This is a genomic window from Croceitalea sp. P059 (assembly GCF_031846365.1).
In the GTDB taxonomy this organism is placed as follows: Bacteria; Bacteroidota; Bacteroidia; order Flavobacteriales; family Flavobacteriaceae; genus Croceitalea; species Croceitalea vernalis.
On record NZ_JAVRHW010000003.1, the window covers coordinates 353,329 to 374,977 of the forward strand.

29 protein-coding genes are annotated in these 21,649 nt (G+C 36.6%); 4 read left to right on the forward strand and 25 right to left on the reverse strand.

Annotated features, from left to right (window positions below; genetic code table 11):
• Nucleotides 1–2: 2 nt before the first annotated feature.
• From secY to rpsL, 25 genes are all read right to left on the reverse strand, one after another.
• Complete coding sequence (secY, locus tag RM542_RS11765) at nucleotides 3–1,346, reverse strand: preprotein translocase subunit SecY (RefSeq protein ID WP_311385943.1); 1,344 nt, start codon at nucleotides 1,344–1,346, stop codon at nucleotides 3–5.
• Between the two features lie 12 nt (nucleotides 1,347–1,358).
• Nucleotides 1,359–1,811, reverse strand: coding sequence for a 50S ribosomal protein L15 (rplO, locus tag RM542_RS11770; RefSeq protein WP_311385944.1), 453 nt, complete (start codon nucleotides 1,809–1,811; stop codon nucleotides 1,359–1,361).
• Between the two features lie 13 nt (nucleotides 1,812–1,824).
• A complete protein-coding gene (gene rpmD / locus RM542_RS11775; protein ID WP_311352222.1) occupies nucleotides 1,825–2,004 on the reverse strand; it encodes a 50S ribosomal protein L30 in 180 nt (59 codons plus the stop codon).
• Between the two features lie 6 nt (nucleotides 2,005–2,010).
• Nucleotides 2,011–2,535, reverse strand: a complete 525-nt coding sequence (gene rpsE / locus RM542_RS11780; protein WP_311385945.1) for a 30S ribosomal protein S5 — start codon at nucleotides 2,533–2,535, stop codon at nucleotides 2,011–2,013.
• A gap of 5 nt (nucleotides 2,536–2,540) precedes the next feature.
• Nucleotides 2,541–2,894: a 50S ribosomal protein L18 gene (gene rplR, locus RM542_RS11785; protein ID WP_311385946.1), complete on the reverse strand. Its 354-nt coding sequence runs from the start codon at nucleotides 2,892–2,894 to the stop codon at nucleotides 2,541–2,543.
• A gap of 12 nt (nucleotides 2,895–2,906) precedes the next feature.
• The gene (gene rplF, locus RM542_RS11790) at nucleotides 2,907–3,449 is read right to left on the reverse strand and encodes a 50S ribosomal protein L6 (protein WP_311385947.1); all 543 of its coding nucleotides are present in this window, start codon (nucleotides 3,447–3,449) and stop codon (nucleotides 2,907–2,909) included.
• A 26-nt stretch (nucleotides 3,450–3,475) separates the two neighbouring features.
• Entirely contained in the window at nucleotides 3,476–3,874 is a 399-nt protein-coding gene (gene rpsH / locus RM542_RS11795) for a 30S ribosomal protein S8 (RefSeq protein ID WP_311385948.1), read from the reverse strand.
• 22 nt (nucleotides 3,875–3,896) lie between these two features.
• Complete coding sequence (gene rpsN / locus RM542_RS11800) at nucleotides 3,897–4,166, reverse strand: 30S ribosomal protein S14 (protein ID WP_185783410.1); 270 nt, start codon at nucleotides 4,164–4,166, stop codon at nucleotides 3,897–3,899.
• 1 nt (nucleotide 4,167) lies between these two features.
• Nucleotides 4,168–4,719 (reverse strand): 50S ribosomal protein L5, encoded by a 552-nt coding sequence (rplE, locus tag RM542_RS11805; RefSeq protein WP_311385949.1) that lies wholly within the window; start codon nucleotides 4,717–4,719, stop codon nucleotides 4,168–4,170.
• 2 nt (nucleotides 4,720–4,721) lie between these two features.
• On the reverse strand, nucleotides 4,722–5,033 hold the full coding sequence (rplX, locus tag RM542_RS11810; RefSeq protein WP_311385950.1) for a 50S ribosomal protein L24: 312 nt from the start codon (nucleotides 5,031–5,033) through the stop codon (nucleotides 4,722–4,724).
• A gap of 12 nt (nucleotides 5,034–5,045) precedes the next feature.
• Complete coding sequence (gene rplN, locus RM542_RS11815) at nucleotides 5,046–5,414, reverse strand: 50S ribosomal protein L14 (protein ID WP_311385951.1); 369 nt, start codon at nucleotides 5,412–5,414, stop codon at nucleotides 5,046–5,048.
• A 2-nt stretch (nucleotides 5,415–5,416) separates the two neighbouring features.
• Complete coding sequence (rpsQ, locus tag RM542_RS11820; protein ID WP_311385952.1) at nucleotides 5,417–5,683, reverse strand: 30S ribosomal protein S17; 267 nt, start codon at nucleotides 5,681–5,683, stop codon at nucleotides 5,417–5,419.
• A gap of 13 nt (nucleotides 5,684–5,696) precedes the next feature.
• On the reverse strand, nucleotides 5,697–5,888 hold the full coding sequence (rpmC, locus tag RM542_RS11825) for a 50S ribosomal protein L29 (RefSeq protein WP_311385953.1): 192 nt from the start codon (nucleotides 5,886–5,888) through the stop codon (nucleotides 5,697–5,699).
• A gap of 13 nt (nucleotides 5,889–5,901) precedes the next feature.
• Nucleotides 5,902–6,324 carry a 50S ribosomal protein L16 gene (gene rplP / locus RM542_RS11830; RefSeq protein ID WP_311385954.1) on the reverse strand — a complete coding sequence of 141 codons (423 nt, stop codon included), beginning with the start codon at nucleotides 6,322–6,324 and terminating at the stop codon, nucleotides 5,902–5,904.
• A gap of 21 nt (nucleotides 6,325–6,345) precedes the next feature.
• Entirely contained in the window at nucleotides 6,346–7,062 is a 717-nt protein-coding gene (rpsC, locus tag RM542_RS11835; protein WP_311385955.1) for a 30S ribosomal protein S3, read from the reverse strand.
• A gap of 1 nt (nucleotide 7,063) precedes the next feature.
• Nucleotides 7,064–7,477, reverse strand: a complete 414-nt coding sequence (rplV, locus tag RM542_RS11840; RefSeq protein WP_311385956.1) for a 50S ribosomal protein L22 — start codon at nucleotides 7,475–7,477, stop codon at nucleotides 7,064–7,066.
• A gap of 3 nt (nucleotides 7,478–7,480) precedes the next feature.
• Nucleotides 7,481–7,759 (reverse strand): 30S ribosomal protein S19, encoded by a 279-nt coding sequence (gene rpsS, locus RM542_RS11845; protein ID WP_311385957.1) that lies wholly within the window; start codon nucleotides 7,757–7,759, stop codon nucleotides 7,481–7,483.
• 11 nt (nucleotides 7,760–7,770) lie between these two features.
• On the reverse strand, nucleotides 7,771–8,595 hold the full coding sequence (gene rplB, locus RM542_RS11850) for a 50S ribosomal protein L2 (protein ID WP_311385958.1): 825 nt from the start codon (nucleotides 8,593–8,595) through the stop codon (nucleotides 7,771–7,773).
• 9 nt (nucleotides 8,596–8,604) lie between these two features.
• Nucleotides 8,605–8,895, reverse strand: coding sequence for a 50S ribosomal protein L23 (gene rplW, locus RM542_RS11855; protein ID WP_311385959.1), 291 nt, complete (start codon nucleotides 8,893–8,895; stop codon nucleotides 8,605–8,607).
• A 7-nt stretch (nucleotides 8,896–8,902) separates the two neighbouring features.
• Nucleotides 8,903–9,532, reverse strand: coding sequence for a 50S ribosomal protein L4 (rplD, locus tag RM542_RS11860; protein WP_311385960.1), 630 nt, complete (start codon nucleotides 9,530–9,532; stop codon nucleotides 8,903–8,905).
• A 4-nt stretch (nucleotides 9,533–9,536) separates the two neighbouring features.
• A complete protein-coding gene (gene rplC, locus RM542_RS11865) occupies nucleotides 9,537–10,154 on the reverse strand; it encodes a 50S ribosomal protein L3 (RefSeq protein WP_311385961.1) in 618 nt (205 codons plus the stop codon).
• A gap of 152 nt (nucleotides 10,155–10,306) precedes the next feature.
• Entirely contained in the window at nucleotides 10,307–10,612 is a 306-nt protein-coding gene (rpsJ, locus tag RM542_RS11870; protein WP_007094989.1) for a 30S ribosomal protein S10, read from the reverse strand.
• A gap of 10 nt (nucleotides 10,613–10,622) precedes the next feature.
• Nucleotides 10,623–12,755, reverse strand: coding sequence for an elongation factor G (gene fusA, locus RM542_RS11875; RefSeq protein WP_311385962.1), 2,133 nt, complete (start codon nucleotides 12,753–12,755; stop codon nucleotides 10,623–10,625).
• 8 nt (nucleotides 12,756–12,763) lie between these two features.
• Complete coding sequence (rpsG, locus tag RM542_RS11880) at nucleotides 12,764–13,240, reverse strand: 30S ribosomal protein S7 (RefSeq protein WP_311385963.1); 477 nt, start codon at nucleotides 13,238–13,240, stop codon at nucleotides 12,764–12,766.
• A gap of 22 nt (nucleotides 13,241–13,262) precedes the next feature.
• Nucleotides 13,263–13,637: a 30S ribosomal protein S12 gene (gene rpsL / locus RM542_RS11885; RefSeq protein ID WP_031445118.1), complete on the reverse strand. Its 375-nt coding sequence runs from the start codon at nucleotides 13,635–13,637 to the stop codon at nucleotides 13,263–13,265.
• A 903-nt stretch (nucleotides 13,638–14,540) separates the two neighbouring features.
• On the opposite strand from rpsL, the gene RM542_RS11890 reads away from it, so the two are divergent.
• The 4 genes from RM542_RS11890 to RM542_RS11905 all read left to right on the forward strand — a co-directional run bounded on the left by RM542_RS11890 (nucleotide 14,541) and on the right by RM542_RS11905 (nucleotide 21,518).
• On the forward strand, nucleotides 14,541–17,783 hold the full coding sequence (locus RM542_RS11890; RefSeq protein WP_311385964.1) for a SusC/RagA family TonB-linked outer membrane protein: 3,243 nt from the start codon (nucleotides 14,541–14,543) through the stop codon (nucleotides 17,781–17,783).
• A gap of 22 nt (nucleotides 17,784–17,805) precedes the next feature.
• Nucleotides 17,806–19,527, forward strand: coding sequence for a SusD/RagB family nutrient-binding outer membrane lipoprotein (locus tag RM542_RS11895; protein ID WP_311385965.1), 1,722 nt, complete (start codon nucleotides 17,806–17,808; stop codon nucleotides 19,525–19,527).
• 9 nt (nucleotides 19,528–19,536) lie between these two features.
• Nucleotides 19,537–20,490 (forward strand): hypothetical protein, encoded by a 954-nt coding sequence (locus tag RM542_RS11900; protein WP_311385966.1) that lies wholly within the window; start codon nucleotides 19,537–19,539, stop codon nucleotides 20,488–20,490.
• A gap of 89 nt (nucleotides 20,491–20,579) precedes the next feature.
• Nucleotides 20,580–21,518: a hypothetical protein gene (locus RM542_RS11905; RefSeq protein ID WP_311385967.1), complete on the forward strand. Its 939-nt coding sequence runs from the start codon at nucleotides 20,580–20,582 to the stop codon at nucleotides 21,516–21,518.
• Nucleotides 21,519–21,649 lie beyond the last annotated feature (131 nt).

Here is a 21,649-nt window from a genome sequence, read left to right on the forward strand (position 1 = left end):
AATTATGCTACTTTTCTATTTTTACCGGATTTCATTAACCCGTCATAATGTCTATTCAGTAAATATGAGTTCACTTGTTGAACCGTATCTATTGCAACACCTACCATAATCAGTAGTGATGTACCTCCATAAAACAATGCCCAACCTGCCTGAACATCCATCAATTTTACTACAATCGCAGGCAGTACAGCTAATAATGCTAAAAATACTGACCCCGGAAATGTTATCAATGACATGATTTTATCCAAATAATCACCTGTTTCTTTACCAGGTCTAATACCTGGAATAAATCCACCACTTCTTTTTAAATCATCAGCCATTTTATTGGTTGGAACCGTAATCGCCGTATAAAAATATGTGAATATGATAATCAATACCGCAAACAAAATATTATAAGCCAAACCGAATATATCAGCAAATTGAACTTCCATCCATTGGCCTATCGCAGTATCATTAAAAGTTCTACCTATCAAACTAGGTGCAAACATGATTGCCTGGGCAAAGATAATTGGCATAACTCCTGAGGCGTTTAATTTTAATGGAATGTACTGTCTTGAGCCCATAACATTTTTTTCATACCCACCAGAAGCTGTTCTTCTTGCATATTGAACAGGAATCTGTCTTGTTGCCATAACTAAAAGTACACTAGCTAAAATAACCAAGAACCAGATGATTACCTCAATCAAGATAAACATTAAACCTCCTGTATTATTTGTAGTTCTTGAAATAAACTCTTGAACAAATGATTGCGGCATAGTCGCTATGATACCAATCATAATTAATAACGAAATACCATTACCAATACCTTTATCCGTAATTTTTTCACCCAACCACATTGCAAAAACACAACCGGTTACTAAAATAATTACAGCTGGCACAATAAAATTCAAGCCTTTACCGAGGACAAAAGCACTGTCAGGAACGCCCAAAGCACCTAAACCATATAAATAGGCCGGAGCTTGAACAATACAAATAGCTATTGTTAACCAACGTGTTATCTGGTTTTTAGTTTTTCTACCGCTTTCTCCTTCTTTATCTAATTTTTGAAGATAAGGTATTGCAATACTCATTAACTGTACGACTATCGATGCAGAGATGTAAGGCATAATACCCAAAGCAAAAACGGAAGCATTTGCAAACGCACCTCCAGTAAAAGCATTTAATATTCCTAAAATTCCATCTCCGGCATTAGCTGATAAATTAGCTAATTGCGTTGTATCAATACCTGGAAGAACTACTTGGGCACCAAAACGATAAACCAACAATAGAACAAGCGTTATTAAAATACGCTGTCTCAGTTCTTCAATTTTCCAAATATTGGATACGGTATCAATAAATTTCTTCATAATATACTCTTGTTATAAACTTATTGCTTCGCCTCCAGCCGCTTCAATCGCTGACTTCGCAGTTGCAGTAAATTTATGTGCTGAAACCTTAAGCTTGGCTTTTAATTCGCCACCACCTAAAATCTTAACCAATTCGTTTTGTCTTACCAATCTGTTCTCCACTAAAGTATCAAAAGTAATTTCTCCTTTTACTACTTTTTTATCAACCAAGTTCTGTAACTTATCCAAGTTAACCCCTTGATATTCCTTACGATTGATATTTTTGAAACCAAACTTTGGAACACGTCTTTGTAAAGGCATTTGACCACCTTCAAACCCAATTTTCTTAGAGTAACCGGATCTTGACTTAGCTCCCTTATGTCCTCTTGCTGCAGTACCACCTTTACCAGAACCCTGTCCTCTTCCAAGGCGTTTTCCATCGCGATTTACTGCTCCTTCTGCTGGTTTTAAATTACTTAAATCCATTTCTATAATTTCTTTAAGCTTCCTCCGTGGAAACCAAGTGTTCAACTTTCTTTATCATTCCAAGAATATTTGGCGTAGTTTCATGCTCAACTACTTGACCAATTTTCTTTAGTCCCAAAGCTTCAAGAGTCCTCTTTTGATTCTGAGGTCTCTTAATGGCACTTTTCAATTGTTTTACTTTAATCTTCGCCATTATTCTTTATCCTTTAAATACTTTTTCTAAACTAATGCCTCTTTGTTTGGCAACTGTACCAGCATCTCTCAATTGTAATAAAGCATCAAAGGTTGCTTTTACAACATTATGCGGATTAGAAGAACCCTGTGATTTTGAAAGTACGTCATGTACTCCAACTGCTTCTAACACTGCACGCACTGCTCCACCTGCAATAACTCCTGTACCTTGTGAGGCTGGTTTAATAAAAACTCTAGCGCCACCGAACTTACCTTTTTGTTCATGTGGTAAAGTGGCTTTGTTCAAAGGTATTCTTACTAAATTTTTCTTTGCATCTTCAATTGCTTTTGCAATTGCAGTAGCAACTTCCTTTGATTTACCTAAACCATGACCAACTACTCCATTTTCGTCACCTACAACTACTATAGCTGAGAAACCAAAAGCTCTACCACCCTTAGTTACTTTGGTTACTCTTTGGACGCCAACTAAGCGATCTTTTAAATCTAAACCACCTGGTTTAACGATTTCTACATTTTTATAATTCTGGTACATATGATTTAGAATTTAAGTCCCGCTTCTCTGGCACCTTCTGCCAACGATTTTACTCTACCGTGATATAAGTTGCCTCCTCTATCAAAAGAAACTGTTTCAATACCGGCACTTTTAGCTTTTTCCGCAATTGCTTTACCTACAGCGTTTGCAATTTCAGTTTTAGTCCCTTTGGCATCTACACTTTTATCCCTTGAAGATGCTGATGCTAATGTGTTTCCACTATTATCATCTATCAACTGAGCATATATTTCCTTGTTGCTACGAAATACAGACAACCTTGGTTTAGTTGCTGTTCCGAAAGAAACTTTTCTTATTCTCCTTCTAATTCGAAGCTTTCTATCTGATTTTGACAATATCATAATACTATCTTATTAAGCTGATTTACCTGCTTTTCTTCTAATTTGTTCTCCAACAAACCTGATTCCTTTTCCTTTGTATGGTTCTGGCTTACGGAAAGCTCTAATTTTAGCAGCTACCTGACCAACCAATTGCTTGTCATGAGAAGTAAGTTTTACAATAGGATTTTTTCCTTTCTCAGATATTGTTTCAATTTTTACTTCAGGAGCAATATCTATAACAATGTTATGAGAAAAGCCTAGAGCCAAATCAAGCTTCTGTCCTTGATTACTTGCTCTATAACCTACACCAACCAATTCTAATTCCTTAGTCCATCCTTTAGACACACCTTCGACCATGTTTAAAAACAAAGATCTATAAAGACCATGTTTTGCCTTATGCTCTTTTGAATCAGAAGGTCTCTTTACCATTAAACTTCCATCTTCCATAGCTACTTGAACACCGGAAAATTCCTGCGTAAGCTCACCATGTTTTCCCTTAACAGTAACTAGGTTATCATTAACTTCTATCGTTACTCCTTCTGGAACTGCGACTGGATTATTACCTATTCTAGACATTTATCTAAACTTTTCTTAATTGGACTCTAATAAACGTAACATAAAACCTCGCCACCTACATTCTCTTGTTTGGCTTGTTTACTTGTCATAACTCCATGAGAAGTTGAAACAATGGCAACGCCTAAACCATTCAAAACCCTAGGTAAGGTTTCAGAACCTGTATACTTTCTAAGACCTGGTTTACTAACACGTTGTAATTTTTTAATTACTGGCTCTTTAGTGAACTTGTCATATTTCAAGGCTATCTTAATATTCCCTTGTACAGAATCATCTTCAAACTTGTAGCTTAAAATATAACCTTGGTCAAAAAGAATCTTCGTCATTTCCTTCTTCAAGTTTGATCCAGGAATGTCAACCACCCTATGACCTGCTCTACTAGCATTACGAATTCTTGTTAAATAATCTGATATTGGATCTGTAAGCATTTCTACTACTCTTTAATTCTGTTTACCAACTAGCTTTTTTGACTCCCGGTATTAAACCTTGGTTAGCCATCTCTCTAAAAGTTACCCTTGAAATACCAAAAGTTCTCATGTAACCACGAGGTCTACCCGTAAGTTTACACCGGTTACGCATACGCACCGGAGATGCATTTTTTGGTAATTTCTGTAAAGCTTCGTAATCGCCAGCTTCCTTTAAAGCTTTGCGCTTTTCAGCATATTTGGCTACGGTTTTTGCCCTTTTTCTTTCTCGGGCTTTCATTGATTCCTTGGCCATATTAATTCTTTTTAAAGGGAACTCCCAGTTCGGTTAATAACGATTTTGCTTCTTTATCAGTTTCGGCAGAAGTCACAAAAGTGATATCCATACCGTTGATTCTATTAATCTTATCGATGTTAATTTCTGGAAAAATTATTTGCTCAGTTACCCCAAGACTATAATTCCCTCTTCCATCAAAACCAGTTGCTTTAATACCTTGAAAATCTCGAACACGAGGTAAAGCACTAGTTATTAGACGATCCAAAAACTCATACATTCTTTCACCACGCAGAGTTACCTTAGCACCAATTGGCATTCCTTTTCTTAATTTAAATGCCGCAACATCTTTTCTAGACATTGTTGATACTGCCTTTTGACCAGTAATCATAGTCAGTTCATCAACAGCATGGTCGATAAGTTTTTTGTCAGCAACTGCAGCACCTACCCCTCGGCTTACTACAATTTTTTGCAGCTTTGGTACTTGCATGACATTTTTATATCCAAATTCTTCAGAAAGTGCTTTTACAACACGTTCCTTATATTCTTGCTTTAATCTTGGAATGTAACTCATAACTAGATTATTTCTCCAGATTTTTTAGAAACTCTTACTTTTTTTCCTTCTCTCATTTCATAACCTACTCTTGTTGACACTCCTTTTGAATCAACTAAAGAAAGATTAGATATATGAATTGGAGCCTCTTTTTTAACAATACCACCCTGCGGGTTTTTCGCACTTGGCTTCTCATGTTTAGAAACCATATTTGCTCCTTCAACGATAGCTTTATTCTTTTCAGCATCAACACGCATTACTTTACCTTCAGTACCTTTATGGTCACCGGCGGTTATAACAACTGTATCTCCTGTTTTAATTTTTAACTTTGTCATCTTCTCGTACAATTACAATACCTCTGGGGCCAATGATACAATCTTCATAAATTGCTTGTCACGCAATTCTCTGGCGACCGGTCCGAAAACTCTTGTACCTCTCATTTCACCAGTTGGGTTTAGCAAAACACATGCGTTGTCATCAAAACGGATGTAAGATCCATCAGGACGTCTTACCTCTTTTTTTGTTCTTACAACCACAGCAGTAGATACTGAACCTTTTTTTACTCCTCCATTGGGTGTAGCTTCTTTTACAGTAACTACAATCTTATCACCAACAGAAGCATATCTTCTTTTTGTTCCTCCAAGCACACGAATAGTAAGCACCTCTTTAGCACCTGTATTATCCGCAACCTTTAATCTAGATTCTTGTTGTAACATAATTATTTAGCTCTTTCAAGGATTTCAACTAATCTCCAACACTTAGTTTTACTTAGTGGTCGAGTCTCCATTATCTTTACGGTATCACCTTCGTTGCAATCATTCTTTTCATCATGAGCAACATACTTCTTTGTCTTCAAAACGAACTTACCGTACATCGGATGCTTAACACGCTTCACTTCAGCCACTACAATAGATTTCTCCATTTTGTTACTGGTTACTACGCCAATCCTTTCTTTTCTTAAATTTCTTGTTGTTGTTTCTTCCATAAGGCCGAACCCGTTATTGTAATTCCCTTTTAGTTAACTCTGTCGCCAATCTCGCCACCGTTCTTCTGGTCTTTCTTATCTGCAACGGATTTTCTAGCGGTGTAACTGAATGCGCCACCTTTAAATCTGCATGTTCCTTTTTAGTTTCAACTAGTTTTTGCTGAAGCTCTTCAACCGATAATTCTTTTATCTCTGCTTGTTTCATCTGTAATCAGTTTTTAAGCGGCGTCGTAATCTCTTGCGACGATAAATTTTGTTTTAACAGGTAACTTTTGAGCAGCTAAACGCAAAGCTTCTTTAGCAATATCATGAGGAACACCAGCTATTTCGAACATAATTCGTCCTGGTTTCACAACTGCTACCCAATACTCTGGAGCTCCTTTACCTTTACCCATTCTTACCTCTAAAGGTTTTTTAGTGATAGGTTTGTCCGGGAAAATCTTTATCCATAACTGACCCTGCCTTTTCATATATCTTGTCGCAGCAATACGTGCGGCTTCAATTTGACGAGACGTAATGAAATGCGAGTCTAAAGACTTAATACCAAACATTCCATTTGAAAGTTGATGCCCTCTTTGAGAAAGCCCTTTCATACGCCCTTTTTGGGCTTTTCGGAATTTTGTTCTTTTAGGCTGTAACATTATACCTTTTCTTTACCTTAATTATTTTCTTCGACGTTGTTGTCTTTTTCCACCATCATTTTTACCACCTTTATTACCAGTTGATAAACCAACTAAAGGAGATAATTCTCTCTTACCATAAACCTCACCCTTCATTATCCAAACCTTAATACCTAATCTACCATAAGTAGTATGAGCTTCTACCAACGCATAATCAATATCCGCTCTAAACGTAGAAAGTGGAATTCTACCATCTTTATAAGATTCTGATCGTGCCATTTCCGCCCCATTAAGACGACCTGAAATCTGTATTTTAATACCCTCCGCATTCATACGCATCGCTGCTGCAATCGCCATTTTTATAGCTCTTCTGTATGAAATTCTACTCTCAATTTGTCTTGCAACACTTGCTGCAACTAACTGAGCATCTACTTCAGGCCTTTTGATTTCATGAATGTTGATTTGAACCTCCTTATTGGTGATTTTTTTCAACTCTTCTTTTAATTTATCAACCTCCTGCCCACCTTTTCCAATAATAATACCAGGTCTAGCCGTAGTAATAGTAATTGTAATAAGCTTCAATGTTCTTTCGATGATAACTCTAGAAACACTTGCCTTTGCCAAACGCGCGTGCACATACTTTCTAATTTTATCGTCCTCTGCTAATTTATCTCCGTAATCGTTTCCACCATACCAGTTAGATTCCCATCCTCTGATAATTCCTAAGCGATTTCCTATCGGATTGGTTTTTTGTCCCATATTATGCTTTAGCTTCTATATTATTGTTAGCACCCAAAACCATTGTTACATGATTTGAACGTTTTCTAATTCTATGTGCACGTCCTTGTGGTGCCGGTCTCAAGCGTTTCAACATTGTTCCACTATCAACACGAATTTCTTTTACAAACAAATCAGCATCCTCAATACTTGCTTCTTCGTTTTTTGCTTCCCAATTAGCGATTGCAGAAAGAAGTAATTTTTCCAACTTTCTAGATGCCTCTTTTGGATTAAATCTTAAAATAGCTAAAGCCATCTCAACATTTTTACCTCTAACCAAATCAGCAACTAATCGCATTTTTCGAGGCGAAGTTGGGCAGTTATTAAGTTTAGCAAAAGCCATCTCCTTTTTTTCTGCCTTGATTCTTTCAGCCATCTGTTTTTTACGAACTCCCATAGCTTACTTTTTACCTTTATTTTTTGCACCAGCATGTCCTCTAAAAGAACGCGTTGGTGAAAATTCTCCTAATTTGTGACCTACCATGTTTTCAGTTACGTAAACTGGAACAAATTGTCTTCCGTTGTGTACGGCTATTGTTTGACCTACAAAATCAGGTGAAATCATAGATGCTCTAGACCAAGTTTTGATAACAGTTTTCTTTCCTGACTCAATATTAACTTGAACTTTCTTCTCTAAACTATGATGAATGTAAGGTCCCTTTTTTAATGAACGTGCCATGTGCTTTTCTTTTATTTCTTTCTACGTTCTATAATATATCTATTACTGTCTTTGGTTTTAGAACGAGTTCTAAATCCTTTAGCCGGAATACCATTTTTAGATCTTGGATGTCCACCAGAAGATTTTCCTTCACCACCACCCATTGGATGATCCACAGGATTCATTACCACAGGTCGTGTTCTTGGTCTTCTACCTAACCATCTACTTCTACCAGCTTTCCCTGATACTAATAACTGATGATCTGAATTAGATACAGCCCCGATTGTTGCCAAACAATTAGACAATATCAATCTAGTTTCACCAGACGGCATTTTTATGGTTACAAATTTTCCATCCTTTGCCATCAACTGAGCGAAAGTACCTGCACTACGAGCCATTACAGCACCTTGCCCAGGACGCAACTCAATACATGATATGATTGTACCTAAAGGAATATCACTTAAAAACAAAGCATTTCCAATCTCAGGAGCAGCTTTTTCGCCAGCAATTACGTGCTGACCAACTTGCAACCCATTCTGAGCAATGATATATCTTTTCTCACCATCCTTATATTCCAACAAAGCAATAAAAGCTGTTCTATTCGGATCATACTGAATAGACTTAACTTCGGCTGTTACCCCTTGCTTCTCTCTTTTGAAATCGATGATACGATATCTTCTTTTGTGACCACCACCTCTATGGCTTACGGTCATTTTTCCTTGACTGTTTCTACCACCTGATTTTTTTAACGGAGCAAGTAAACTTTTCTCCGGCTTATCAGTAGTTATGGCGTCAAATCCATTTACTACTCTAAAACGCTGTCCAGGGGTTATTGGTTTTAATTTTCTAACTGACATTACTAGTCTTTATAGATTACTGTAAAAATCAATGATATCTCCTTCCGTTACATCAACGATTGCCTTTTTACGACTATTCGTTTTTCCATGCTGAATACCGGTCTTAGTGTATCGCGTACGACGTTCTGGACCGTAATTCATAGTTCTAACCTTTTCTACTGTTACACCATAAGTTGCCTCAACCGCTTCCTTAATCTGCAGCTTGTTAGCCTTTGGGTTAACATAGAAACCGTAACGATTAAAAAGCTCGCTATCAGCTGTCATTTTTTCCGTAATGATTGGCTTTATCAACACACTCATCTTGTACTTATTTACTTAGGTTAGATTCAATTCCTTCTATAGCACTCTCTAACAAGACTAAACTTTTTGCGTTTAAAATTTTGTAAGTGCTTAGTTCTGAGTTTTTTACAACTTCTGAACCTTTCAAATTTCGCGACGACAAATATACGTTATTATTTGAGTCACCCAAGACGATTAAAGATTTTTTACCGTCTATTCCTAAAGACTTTAAAATATCTGTAAAATCCTTAGTTTTTGGAGCTTCAAAATTAAAGTCTTCAACGACCAATAAGGACTTATCGCTAGACTTCAAACTTAGCGCCGATTTACGAGCTAAACGCTTTACGTTTTTGTTGAGCTTTTGGGTATAATCTTTTGGTCTTGGGCCAAAAATTCTACCACCGCCTCTAAAAATTGGTGACTTGATACTACCAGCCCTAGCTGTACCAGTACCTTTTTGCTTTTTAATCTTTCTGGTACTACCAGCGATTTCTGCTCTTTCCTTAGCCTTGTGAGTACCTTGTCTTTGATGTGCTAAATATTGTTTAACATCCAAATAAATAGCGTGCTCGTTTGGCTCTATTCCGAATACTTCTTTAGAAAGTTCTACCTTTCTACCTGTATCTTTTCCTTTAATATCTAAAACTGCTACTTTCATTACCTTACTTTTCAATGGTTACGTAAGCATTTTTATGACCAGGTATAGCTCCTTTAACAACAATAATGTTCTTTTCAGCAACAACCTTTAATACCTTCAAGTTCTGAACGGTAACTCTATCACTACCCATTCTACCAGCCATCTTCATACCCTTAAATACTCTTGCAGGATATGAGGCCGCACCAATTGAACCAGGCGCTCTTAATCTATTATGCTGACCATGTGTCGCTTGACCAACACCAGCAAAGCCATGTCTTTTAACAACACCTTGAAAACCTTTACCTTTGGATGTTCCTACTACATCAACAAATTCTCCTTCTTTAAAAAGGTCAGCACCTACGGTGTCACCTAATTTAAAATCACCTTCAAAATCACGGAATTCAACGACTTTCTTCTTTGGAGAAGCACCTGCCTTTTTAACATGACCTAACTCAGCCTTGTTTGCACGTTTTTCTGCCTTGTCATCGAAACCGAGTTGAAGGGCACTATACCCGTCTACCTCTTCGGTTCTGACTTGGGTAATCACACATGGTCCAGCTTGAATGACAGTACATGGAATGTTCTTCCCATTTTCATCATAGATGCTGGTCATGCCGATTTTCTTTCCTATTAACCCAGACATATTTATTATTTAATAATTTACTTTACTCATTTGTCAACTTAATGACATTAAAAAAGGGTCTAGAAAACTGGCTGACCCATATTTTTCTTTCTCCGTTTTTCCTTCGCACGCAGCTCAGGACATGTAACCCTTTTTTCTAAGGGCCTGCAAACTTACACTTTTATTTCCACTTCTACACCACTTGGTAACTCTAATTTCATTAAAGCATCAATTGTTTTAGAAGAAGAACTGTAAATATCCAAAAGTCTTTTGTAAGAACTTAATTGGAATTGCTCTCTTGATTTCTTGTTCACGTGCGGTGAACGCAAAACAGTGAAAATTTTCTTATGCGTTGGTAATGGAATTGGACCTGTAACTACAGCACCTGTCGTCTTTACCGTCTTAACAATTTTCTCAGCAGATTTATCCACCAAATTGTGATCGTAAGACTTTAATTTTATTCTAATTTTTTGACTCATTTTCTACAAATTAAGCGGTTACACCTTTAGCTGCTTTTATAACTTCTTCAGAAATGTTTGATGGAGTTTCAGCATAATGTGAAAATTCCATAGTAGATGTCGCTCTACCAGATGACAATGTCCTTAATGACGTTACATATCCAAACATTTGAGATAACGGAACTGTTCCTTTTACTACTTTGGAACCTGCTCTATCACTCATATCAGAAATCGTTCCCCTTCTACGGTTCAAATCTCCTACAATATCACCCATGTTTTCTTCTGGAGTTAGTACTTCAATCTTCATGATTGGCTCCATAATAACAGCTCCGGCCGCTTTACCAGCAGCTTTATAACCCATTTTAGCAGCTAGTTCAAAAGAAAGAGCATCTGAATCCACAGGGTGGAAAGATCCATCTTTTAATACCACTTTCATAGTATCCATCTCGAATCCAGCTAACGGTCCATTTAACATTGCCGCAACAAAACCTTTCTCAACTGAAGGAATAAATTCTTTTGGAATACGCCCTCCCTTAATTTCATCAACAAACTGAAGACCAGTTCCTTCGAAATCTTCATCCGCAGGACTCATTTCAAACACAATATCTCCAAACTTACCACGACCACCAGATTGCTTTTTATAAGTTTCTCTGTGAGCGGCTAGTTTAGTAAGCGCTTCTTTATATTCTACTTGAGGTTCACCTTGATTTACCTCTACCTTAAATTCACGTCTTAAACGATCAACAATAATATCTAAGTGAAGCTCACCCATACCAGAAATTATTGTTTGACCTGAAGCTTCATCAGTCTTAACTTGAAAAGTAGGGTCCTCTTCCGCCAACTTAGCTAAAGCCATACCTAATTTTTCAACATCGGCTTTTGTCTTTGGCTCAACAGCGATACCAATTACTGGGTCAGGAAAGTCCATACTTTCTAAAACAATAGGATGCTTCTCTGATGACATAGTGTCTCCAGTTTTAATATCCTTAAATCCTACAGCAGCTCCAATATCTCCAGCTTCAATAAAATCGATAGCGTTTTGCTTATTAGAGTGCATTTGGTAAATACGAGAGATACGCTCTTTCTTCCCAGAACGGTTATTCAGTATGTACGAACCAGCATCTAAACGTCCAGAATAAGCTCTGAAGAATGCCAAACGACCTACGAAAGGATCAGTAGCAATCTTAAAAGCTAAAGCTGCAAAAGGTTCTTTTGCATCTGGCTTTCTAGTTAATTCAGCACCAGTATCTGGATCCGTACCTACGATATCATCTTTATCTAAAGGTGAAGGTAAATATCTACAAACGGCATCCAATAAAAATTGAACCCCTTTATTTTTAAATGACGAACCACAAATCATCGGTATGATTGCTCTATCCATCACGGCAGCTCTTAATGCAGCGTGAACCTCTTCCTCTGTTATGGAATCTTCATCTTCGAAGAATTTTTCTAAAAGCTTTTCATCATACTCAGCAACAGCTTCAATTAAAGCACCTCGGTACTCTTTAACTTCAGCCTTCATTTCTTCTGGAATATCAATAACATCAAATGTAGACCCGAAACCTTCTTCATGCCATACAATTGCTCTATTCTTAGCCAAATCAACTATACCCTTAAAGTCAGCTTCCTCACCAATCGGTAAAACAATCGGCACTGCATTAGAACCAAGCATTGTTTTAACTTGCTTACAAACCATCAAGAAATTTGATCCTTGGCGATCCATTTTATTCACAAAACCTATTCTAGGTACTTTGTAATTATCTGCTAGTCTCCAGTTAGTTTCAGATTGAGGTTCAACACCATCAACTGCGCTAAATAAGAATACCAAACCATCTAAAACACGAAGTGAACGATTAACCTCTACAGTAAAATCAACGTGTCCAGGAGTATCAATTATGTTAAAATGATAACCTTTAGCATCCGCTGTTGGCTTACCATTTTCTGTTGGAAAGTTCCAAGTACAAGTTGTAGCGGCAGATGTGATTGTAATACCACGTTCTTGCTCTTGCTCCATCCAGTCCATAGTTGCTGCACCATCGTGCACCTCTCCTATCTTATGACTAACACCAGTATAGAATAATATTCTTTCTGTTGTTGTTGTCTTTCCAGCATCAATATGTGCTGCAATACCTATATTCCTAGTGAATTTTAAATCTCTTGCCATTTCGGTGTCTAAAATCTAAAGTGGGAAAATGCTTTGTTTGCTTCAGCCATTTTATGAGTATCAACTCTTTTCTTGACGGCAGCGCCTTCTTCTTTTGCAGCAGCTAAAACCTCTGCCGCTAATTTTTGCGCCATAGATTTTTCATTTCTTTTTCTTGCATAAAGAATCAACCATTTCATTGCGGTTGAAATTTTTCTATCCGGACGGATTTGCATTGGAATTTGAAATGTTGCTCCACCCACCCTTCTACTTCTTACTTCAACGTGCGGCATTACATTTGATAATGCATCTTTCCAAAGTTCTAAAGCTGTTTTTTCTTCGTCAGTATTTTTCTCTTCAACAATATCAATTGCGTCATAAAATACTTTGAATGCTGTGGATTTTTTTCCATCCCACATCATCATGTTTACAAAACGAGTCACCAATTGATCTCCAAATTTTGGGTCTGGTAACAATGGTCTTTTCTTTGCCTGTCTTTTTCTCATCTCTTCTAACTAAAAGTTTTGATTACTTTTTAGGGCGTTTTGCACCGTATTTAGACCTACGTTGTGTTCTACCTGCAACACCAGCGGTGTCAAGTGCTCCACGAACAATATGGTATCTAACTCCTGGCAAATCTTTTACCCTTCCACCTCTTACCAATACTATCGAGTGCTCTTGGAGATTATGTCCTTCTCCAGGGATGTAAGCATTTACTTCTTTACCATTTGTTAACCTTACCCTAGCAACTTTACGCATTGCTGAATTAGGCTTTTTAGGTGTAGTAGTGTAAACACGCGTACAAACTCCCCTTCTTTGCGGACAAGAATCCAAAGCGGCCGATTTACTCTTCTTGGTAATTGTGACCCTTCCTTTTCTTACTAATTGTGAAATTGTTGGCATTAATATCTTTGTTATAAAATCAAAAACCCCATTTTTTGGGGCTGCAAATGTAGTGATATTTCAGAATAATTCAAATCACTTTGCAGTTATTTTCAAAATAGTTTGAGAATTACTTTGCAGATTACGAATAACTTAACTTATAGTTGATATTTACTCAAGTTTTATATACCTATCACCAAAACGATGTTTTGTATACATTTTTGTTTCAAATCTTAGTGTAGCTCATTACCATGGATTCTATTATCCCCAAAAAGCAACATACCTAAACAAAGAAACATTCATGACTACCAAAATTTATTTTTTCAATTTATGCTTACCTAAAAACATCTCGCTTCAAATTCATTCAATATCTAACTAAATCAACATAGTTTAAATTTATTTCATTATACCTTATATATAAGGAAGAAAAGTTTTAGTATTCAAAACAACAATCTATTGAACTAATTTTAAGTTTAAAGACTATTCAAAACACAAGTAGACTGATACTTTATTTAAAGTAAAAAGTTGATTTGCAAAATCAATCAGTAACCAAAAGAAAAATCAAATTTTTTAGTTTTTTAAATTCTTTAACCAGAACAAATTGATGCATGTAAAATATTACTATAATTACTTAGATGAAGATTACTCTTTACTATTATTCAATTTCAAATAACCACCACTTAAACAACAATCAAATTTTAACAAGAAACTAGAATCAATATCACGATTTAAGGTTTAACAGTTTTGTTTAGGATTAAGGAAATATGAAAATATCACAACATAAATTGAGTATAATTAAATTAATAGAATCGAATTTTACTTATCACAAATTTTATCACAATTCTTAAAGTTTTATTAATATTCATTTGGTTTATTAACTTGAAATTATGATTTTAGCGCTTAGCTAATTCAAATAATTTAAAAATGAGAACAAAACTAAATGGAATCTTAACGCTGTTATTGGCGTTTGTTGTGCACTTATCGTTTGCACAAGACAAGACGATTTCGGGTGTAGTAACAGACTCTGACGGTCTGCCTTTACCTGGGGTTAACATTGTCGTAGAAGGTACTTCCAATGGTACCCAAACAGATTTTGATGGAAATTATTCAATTACTGCAAGCGCAGGTCAAAGCCTGTTGTTTACGTATATTGGACAAAGAGATGTTAGAAGAACTGTTGGTGCTGGTACTACAATGAATGTGCAAATGGAAGAAGATGCACAAGCACTTGAAGAGGTAGTAGTAACTGCCCAGGGTATTAAAAGAGAGAAGAAAGCCCTAGGTTATGCTGTTAGTTCTGTAGGTACTGAACAACTACAAGACAGAGCTGAAGGTGACGTTGCTAGAGTATTAGCAGGTAAAGCTGCTGGGGTACAAATTACTTCAGCTGGTGGTGCTGCTGGTTCTGCAACCAATGTTGTTATTAGAGGTTTAAGTTCTTTTAGTGGTAGTAACCAAGCATTATTTATTGTTGACGGTGTACCTTTTAGTAATGACACTAACCAACAAGGAAGTTTTATTGGTGGTAACACCGGGAGTTCAAGATTCTTGGATTTAGACCCAAACAATATTGAGAGCATTGAAGTACTTAAAGGTCTTTCTGCTGCTACTCTTTATGGTACGCAAGGTCGTAACGGGGTAATTTTAGTAACTACTAAATCTGGTTCTGCTAGTACTGGGCCTAAGAAAACTGAAATTACAGTGAGTCAATCATTCTTCTCGAATGAGATTGCTTCATTACCTGATTACCAACAACAATATGGAAATGGATTTGACCAAGCTTTTGGTTGGTTCTTTAGTAACTGGGGTCCTAGCTTTGATAGAGGTGGAACTGCAGGATGGGGAGCTCAATCAGCTATTGATGATGCTGGTACATTAGCACACCCATACTCAACTGCTTCTTCAGCTACTGGTATTCCTCAAGCTTTCCCAGAATTCGCTGGTGCAAGATATGAGTGGAGACCATATGCTTCAGTTGCAAACTTTTTTCAACCGGGTGCTACTATTAATACTAACGTAAATGTTTCAGGTTCTTCTGAAGATGGTAACACTGCATTTAATGCTAACGTAGGTTATTATGACGATGAAGGATTTACTCCTGGGAATGAATTTAACAGATTTAACATGTCTATAGGTGGTGTAGCTAAATTGTCTAATAAATTTACTATTAGAGGTACAATGAACTATGCTAGATCAGATGTTAAAACTCCTCCTATTGCATCAAGTAGAGGTAATGGTACGGATGGTTTATCAATTTATGGTAACGTATTCTTTACTCCTTTAAGTGTGGATTTAATGGGGCTTCCTTTTGAAAACCCAATTGATGGTAGTAGTGTATATTACAGACAGAATAACAGTATCATCAACCCACGATGGACTGCTCAAAACGTTCAGTATAGACAAATTACAAATCGATCTTTTTGGAATTTATCTGCAACTTATGAAATCAATGATAATTTAAGTGCAACTTGGAGATCTGGTTTAGATTTCTACAACGAGCGTAATATTAACAGCTCTAATAAAGGTGGTGTTCGTTTTAATGAGGCTGTATTTGGATTCTTACAGACTTATGATAATAACAATACTATTTGGGATCACTTTGCATCCATTAATGGTAACTATGACATCTCTGAAAAATTAGGTTTATCATTTACTGCTGGTGCAACGGCTCGTTCAGATTTCTATGACCGTAGTGGTGTTGGAAGTACAGGGCAATTAGTATTTGGAGTTAAAAGACATTTTAACTTCGAAAACCAAACTCCTATTCAGTTCTCTAGAAAGAGAAATATTGTTGGTCTTTTAGGTCAAGCTACTTTAGATTATGACGACTTCTTATTCCTTAATATAAGTGCTCGTAAAGACTGGGTATCTAACTTCCAAAGTGAAAATAATAATATCACCTATCCTGGTGCTAGTTTATCTTTCTTACCAACGAATGCTTTTCCTGAGTTAAAGTCTGAGAATGGTCTTAACTTTTTAAAATTAAGAGCTAGTTATGGTACATCTGCTAACTTTGACACAACTGCAGCTTATCCTACAGTTGGTGTTACTTCGCAAGACACTCAAGTGTTTAATGATGGCCTAAGTGGAACTTCAATTACTACAAATCAGGTGTCTGGATTTAAAGCAAATCCTGATTTGAAACCGGAACTTTTAGAAGAAATAGAATTAGGTATTGAATCTAAATTCTGGAAAAACAGAATTTCATTAGATGCAACGTATTTCATTAAAACTACTAATGATTTAATTGTATCAGAACCCTTAGCTCCTTCTACTGGTTTCACATTGACGCAAAGTAATATTGGTGAGATTGAAAATAAAGGTTGGGAAGCTGAAATTGGTGTTGACATCTTTAGAGGAGAGAACTTCAATTGGAATTCTAAAGTTAATTTCTTTACTAACGATGTTATTGTAACTGAGTTAGATCAAGACGCAATTTTCTACGCTGGTTCTTTAGCAGAAGGTGGTGGACTATTTAGAGGTTCAAACGCAGCAATCAAAGGTGAGTCTTTAGGTACTATTGTAGGTACTCAGATTCAAAGAGACGACGCAGGTAATTTTGTTGTAAACAGTGCAGGCTCTTATAATGTGGCTGAACAAGATGCAGATGGTAATGTTCCAATAATTGGTGATTATATTGCTGATTATCAAATGAACTTTATAAATAGCATTAGTTACAAAAACTGGAATTTAAATTTCCAAATTAACCACACTAAAGGTGGTGATGTTCTGTCTAGTACAATTGCAACTTTGTTAGGTAGAGGTTTAAGTGTTGAAACAGAAGATCGTTTAGGTACTTATGTTTTACCAGGTGTAAGAGAAGATGGAAGTGTTAATAATATTCAAATTAACAACTCTACGTACTTCTTTAGCAACTTGTTATTTGGTCCAACAGAGACCAGAATTTATGATGCCTCTGTTGTACGTTTACAAGAAGTTTCTTTGGCGTACAGCGTACCTTCTAAGTTCTTAGATAAAACACCATTTGGTGCCTTAACCTTTACATTACAAGGTTTCAACCTTTGGTATGATGCTTATAACACTCCTGATGGTGCAAATTTTGATCCAAACGTTCAAGGTGTTGGTATTGGTAACGGTGGAGGATTTGATTTCTTGAACGGTCCAAGTGCAAGAAGATATGGATTTACTGTTAGAGCTTCATTTTAATAAAAATTGTTAATAAGATATCATGAAGAAAATATTTAAAAAATTCACATTAATTTTCGCAACAGTTGGTCTTTTGACTACTGGTTGTGAAACGACAGATTTGGACTTAACTGTAAGTCCAAACGACTTGTCACCTGAGCAATCAGATCCTAATTTACTACTGAATGCCATTCAGTTGGCATATGTATCAAATCAGGATGATTTTTCTGACAATACAGCAGGTTTAACTCGAATCCAATATTTTGGAGGTAGAAATTATTTTAATGGTCTACCAGGTAATACCTTAAATGCACCTTGGGCGAGAACTTATAGTTCAAGTTTTAATATCCCAGGTACTGGAGTAAGTGTTGGTATTTTAACCAACTTACAAACACTAGAGGCTATAGACGCTTCAAGTGATGTTGACTACTCTTTTCATATTGCATTAGGTAAACTAATGTATGCCCACAGTTTATTTCAATTAGTGGATGTTATTGGAGGAGCTGCTTTCTCTCAAGCTGGTAACCCTGCGGAGTTTCCAGCACCAATTTTGGACAGCGGACAAGAAGTTTACAGTGCTGCTTTTGGATTATTGGATGAGGCTGAAGCTTTATTGTCTTCAGGTCCATCTGCGCAAGGAGCAATTGACATGTTCTATGGTGGTGATACAGACAATTGGATTAAAGCAATTAACTCAATTCGTTTAAGATCATATAAAAACACTAATAATAAAGCTGCTTTTGACGCAATTGTTGCTGGAGGTAATTATATCGCTTCTGCCGACGAAGATTTGCAGTTTCAATATGGTGTTAGTGAATTACAGCCAAGTGATAGACATCCTGATTTTGAAGCAGGTTATACAAATACAGGTGTTGGTCCATATAGATCTAATTACTTGATGGATTTAATGTTACAAAACGATGACCCAAGAATTCGTTACTATTTTTACAGACAGGCTAATGGAGTTCCAGGTGCTATCGATGTAGACGGTAACGCTGTTCCTCCAAATGAAGAAACAATTTCTTGTTCATTATTCACGCCACCTCCACATTACGCTGGTTTTGTTTATTGTAGTGTAGATAATGGTTATTGGGGTAGAAGTCATGGTAACGATGAAGGTGGCCCACCAGATGGATTCTTAAAAGCGGCTCCAGGTGTATATCCTGCTGCTGGTCGTTTTGACGATAGTCAATTTAATGAAACCGATCCAATTACAGGTGTTCTAGTAGCTCCAGGTGTTGGTCTTGGACAAGGTGGTGGTGGAGCTGGTATTGAGCCGATCATCCTTTCTTCTTATGTTGATTTCTGGATTGGTGAAATGGCAGCTACAGATGCTGAGAAAGCAACTGCGATGCAAGCTGGTCTTGAAAAGTCTATCGCTAAAGTTCAGACTTATGGTGCTGTAGACGGTTCTGCTGATTTATCTTTTGAACCAACTGCTGCCGAAGTAACAGCATATATCGATGGTATTGTTGCAGATTTTAATGCAGCTACAGGAGATGATAAAGAGAACATATTTGCTGAGCAATACTTTACAACTTTATATGGTGGAGAGTTTGAAGGGTTCAATTATTATCGTAAAACAGGATTTCCTACAACTGTATTCCCTAACTGGGAGCCAGATCCAGGACCATTCCCAAGAACATATTTAATACCACAAAATGAGGTGTTAAATAATCCAAACTTAACGCAGAGAAGTGATTTGACGACTCAAGTATTCTGGGATACCAATCCAGCGAGTCCAACGTTCCCACCTGCTAACTAGAAAATAGTAATGAAAAAGTATTTTAAATATTTTCTAGGATTTGGTGCCTTGGCAGCGGTTGTTTTTTCAACCGGCTGTGAAGATGGTGACCAAGTATTTGACCAAATTATAGCGAACGAAACTCGTGGTGCTATATTAAGAACTGTAAACTTAGTTTCTAATGAATTACCAATTGGTGTTTCAGATGGCAGTTTTTCAGTTGAATTAGAAATTCAAGATCAAGAAGAAGGAACTTTAGTTTCTGAAGTTGAAGTATATGTTGGATTTTCAGACAACACAGATGCTGTTGGACCTGGAACTGATGTTGCTGAAACTTTAGTTGAAACTATAAGCAGTTCAACCTTTACCATAGGTGAATTTGGACTACCTAGATTCAGTTATGCCATTACACTACCTGAATTGTTATCAATTGTGGGAAGAAATGAAACTGATATCACAGGTGGTGATCAATTTCCAGTTCGTTTTGAATTGGTTCTTTCTGATGGTCGTAGATATTCAAATGGTGATAATTCTGGAACTATTACAGGTTCTTATTTTAACTCACCATTCTTGTATACTCCAACAGTTATTTGTCCTATACCAGAAGGTGCTTTCACTGGAACTTATGACTTGACAATGGCGAACCCAGGAGTATTTAGTGGTGGAGCATTTACAGAGGGACCAGTTGAAATTACAGCTACTGGTGGTACTGCTAGATCAATTGCAACTGTAAACTACCCTCAATTTGGTGGATTTAACAGAACGTTCTTGTTTGATTTAATTTGTGATGAAATAGTTATTCCAGAACAAGATCAAGCTTTAGAATGTACTGCTGGTGTTCCTTTGATTTACAGCCCTAATGCTGATGCGACATTAACTTATGACGCTGCTGACGATTCTGTTATTAACATTACTTTTGATGAAGATACGCAGGGTACTTGTGGCGGACCAGTTACTGTTTCCTTTACATTGACAAAGGTTTAAATGATATAGACTCCCCAATTCATTTTGGGGAGTTACTTTAAACCATTAGATGGGGTATTAATATTTTTAATTTTTGAAAAATATTTTTTATGAAAAAAATAATATCACTTATAGTTTTATCAATTACTATAATTTCTTGTTCAGATAGCGACAAGGTATTTGATCAAATAGTTGAAGCTGAAACTAGAGGTTCTACACTTAGAACTATAGAAGTTACTGAAAACGAAATCCAATACGATGCGCCTACTGGTACATTGACTGGTGGTGGTTTTACTGCCGTAGTTGAAGTACAAGATCAAGAAGACGGTAATTTATTATCCTCTCTTGACGTTTATATTGGATATAGTGATAATACTTCTGAACTTGGTAATTCCACAATTGGTTCAGACGAAGTATTAGCACAGTCATTTACTTTAGCTGATGGCACTATTGGCGAATTTGGTTTACCAAGATTTTCTTATAGCGTTACTGGTACTGAAATGCAATCCGTTTTAGGTTTATCAGGAGGAGAAATCGCTGGTGGAGATAATTTCACTATTAGATTTGAAATTGTAAGAACAGATGGCGCAGTTTATTCTGCTGCTGATAACTCTGGTACCATAACCGGATCTTATTTTAGCTCTCCTTTTGAATATGCATCAACTTTAGTTTGTGCTCCTTCAGCTCCAATTCCTGGAGTATGGACAGTTAACATGGAAGATTCTTATGGTGACGGATGGCAACCAACTACTGCCGATGGTGGTGGACCTGGCCTAACTATCACCTTAAGTGATGGTACCGTATTTGAAATCGGACTATGTACACCATATGAAGCAGAAGCTTTTGATTGTACTGACGGGGATAGTGCAGGTACTGCTACTTTTACTGTGCCTGATGGCTTAACAGGACCAGCGGTATTTCGTTGGAATGGTGATTTTTGGGGCGAAATGTCTGCAGAAATACTTTCACCAGGTGGCAATACGGTAGCTACTGTTTCTTCTGGAACAGCTGCAACTGACCTTGCAATTGATTTCTGTGTAGAAGAATAAAACATAAAACAGTTTTAGTTTTTAAAACCACCTCTTTGAGGTGGTTTTTTATTTTAACTATATTCTTAATACATCTTAAGCCTCCTAAAAACCCTTTATTAGTATTTTTACATAAATTCTAGAATAAACTT

What these genes read in the sequence shown, in the direction of transcription:
- rplO (WP_311385944.1), bottom strand. Translation starts at nt 1,811, where the DNA reads ATGGATTTAAGTAATTTAAAACCAGCAGAAGGAGCAGTAAATCGCGAT.
- fusA (WP_311385962.1), bottom strand. Translation starts at nt 12,755, where the DNA reads ATGGCAAGAGATTTAAAATTCACTAGGAATATAGGTATTGCAGCACAT.
- rpsE (WP_311385945.1), bottom strand. Translation starts at nt 2,535, where the DNA reads ATGTACCAGAATTATAAAAATGTAGAAATCGTTAAACCAGGTGGTTTA.
- rpsH (WP_311385948.1), bottom strand. Translation starts at nt 3,874, where the DNA reads ATGCTTACAGATCCAATATCAGATTATTTAACAAGAATTCGTAATGCT.
- rpsL (WP_031445118.1), bottom strand. Translation starts at nt 13,637, where the DNA reads ATGCCAACAATTTCACAATTAGTAAGAAAAGGAAGGGTCACAATTACC.
- RM542_RS11895 (WP_311385965.1), top strand. Translation starts at nt 17,806, where the DNA reads ATGAAGAAAATATTTAAAAAATTCACATTAATTTTCGCAACAGTTGGT.
- rpmD (WP_311352222.1), bottom strand. Translation starts at nt 2,004, where the DNA reads ATGGCGAAGATTAAAGTAAAACAATTGAAAAGTGCCATTAAGAGACCT.
- rplC (WP_311385961.1), bottom strand. Translation starts at nt 10,154, where the DNA reads ATGTCTGGGTTAATAGGAAAGAAAATCGGCATGACCAGCATCTATGAT.
- rplD (WP_311385960.1), bottom strand. Translation starts at nt 9,532, where the DNA reads ATGAAAGTAGCAGTTTTAGATATTAAAGGAAAAGATACAGGTAGAAAG.
- rplR (WP_311385946.1), bottom strand. Translation starts at nt 2,894, where the DNA reads ATGATATTGTCAAAATCAGATAGAAAGCTTCGAATTAGAAGGAGAATA.
- RM542_RS11905 (WP_311385967.1), top strand. Translation starts at nt 20,580, where the DNA reads ATGAAAAAAATAATATCACTTATAGTTTTATCAATTACTATAATTTCT.
- rplF (WP_311385947.1), bottom strand. Translation starts at nt 3,449, where the DNA reads ATGTCTAGAATAGGTAATAATCCAGTCGCAGTTCCAGAAGGAGTAACG.
- rpsC (WP_311385955.1), bottom strand. Translation starts at nt 7,062, where the DNA reads ATGGGACAAAAAACCAATCCGATAGGAAATCGCTTAGGAATTATCAGA.
- rplB (WP_311385958.1), bottom strand. Translation starts at nt 8,595, where the DNA reads ATGTCAGTTAGAAAATTAAAACCAATAACCCCTGGACAGCGTTTTAGA.
- rplX (WP_311385950.1), bottom strand. Translation starts at nt 5,033, where the DNA reads ATGACAAAGTTAAAAATTAAAACAGGAGATACAGTTGTTATAACCGCC.
- rpsJ (WP_007094989.1), bottom strand. Translation starts at nt 10,612, where the DNA reads ATGAGTCAAAAAATTAGAATAAAATTAAAGTCTTACGATCACAATTTG.
- rpsG (WP_311385963.1), bottom strand. Translation starts at nt 13,240, where the DNA reads ATGAGAAAAAGACAGGCAAAGAAAAGACCATTGTTACCAGACCCAAAA.
- rplN (WP_311385951.1), bottom strand. Translation starts at nt 5,414, where the DNA reads ATGTTACAACAAGAATCTAGATTAAAGGTTGCGGATAATACAGGTGCT.
- rplV (WP_311385956.1), bottom strand. Translation starts at nt 7,477, where the DNA reads ATGGGAGTTCGTAAAAAACAGATGGCTGAAAGAATCAAGGCAGAAAAA.
- rplW (WP_311385959.1), bottom strand. Translation starts at nt 8,895, where the DNA reads ATGAGTGTGTTGATAAAGCCAATCATTACGGAAAAAATGACAGCTGAT.
- RM542_RS11900 (WP_311385966.1), top strand. Translation starts at nt 19,537, where the DNA reads ATGAAAAAGTATTTTAAATATTTTCTAGGATTTGGTGCCTTGGCAGCG.
- rpsQ (WP_311385952.1), bottom strand. Translation starts at nt 5,683, where the DNA reads ATGGAAGAAACAACAACAAGAAATTTAAGAAAAGAAAGGATTGGCGTA.
- rpsN (WP_185783410.1), bottom strand. Translation starts at nt 4,166, where the DNA reads ATGGCCAAGGAATCAATGAAAGCCCGAGAAAGAAAAAGGGCAAAAACC.
- rpsS (WP_311385957.1), bottom strand. Translation starts at nt 7,759, where the DNA reads ATGGCACGTTCATTAAAAAAGGGACCTTACATTCATCATAGTTTAGAG.
- RM542_RS11890 (WP_311385964.1), top strand. Translation starts at nt 14,541, where the DNA reads ATGAGAACAAAACTAAATGGAATCTTAACGCTGTTATTGGCGTTTGTT.
- secY (WP_311385943.1), bottom strand. Translation starts at nt 1,346, where the DNA reads ATGAAGAAATTTATTGATACCGTATCCAATATTTGGAAAATTGAAGAA.
- rpmC (WP_311385953.1), bottom strand. Translation starts at nt 5,888, where the DNA reads ATGAAACAAGCAGAGATAAAAGAATTATCGGTTGAAGAGCTTCAGCAA.
- rplP (WP_311385954.1), bottom strand. Translation starts at nt 6,324, where the DNA reads ATGTTACAGCCTAAAAGAACAAAATTCCGAAAAGCCCAAAAAGGGCGT.
- rplE (WP_311385949.1), bottom strand. Translation starts at nt 4,719, where the DNA reads ATGAGTTACATTCCAAGATTAAAGCAAGAATATAAGGAACGTGTTGTA.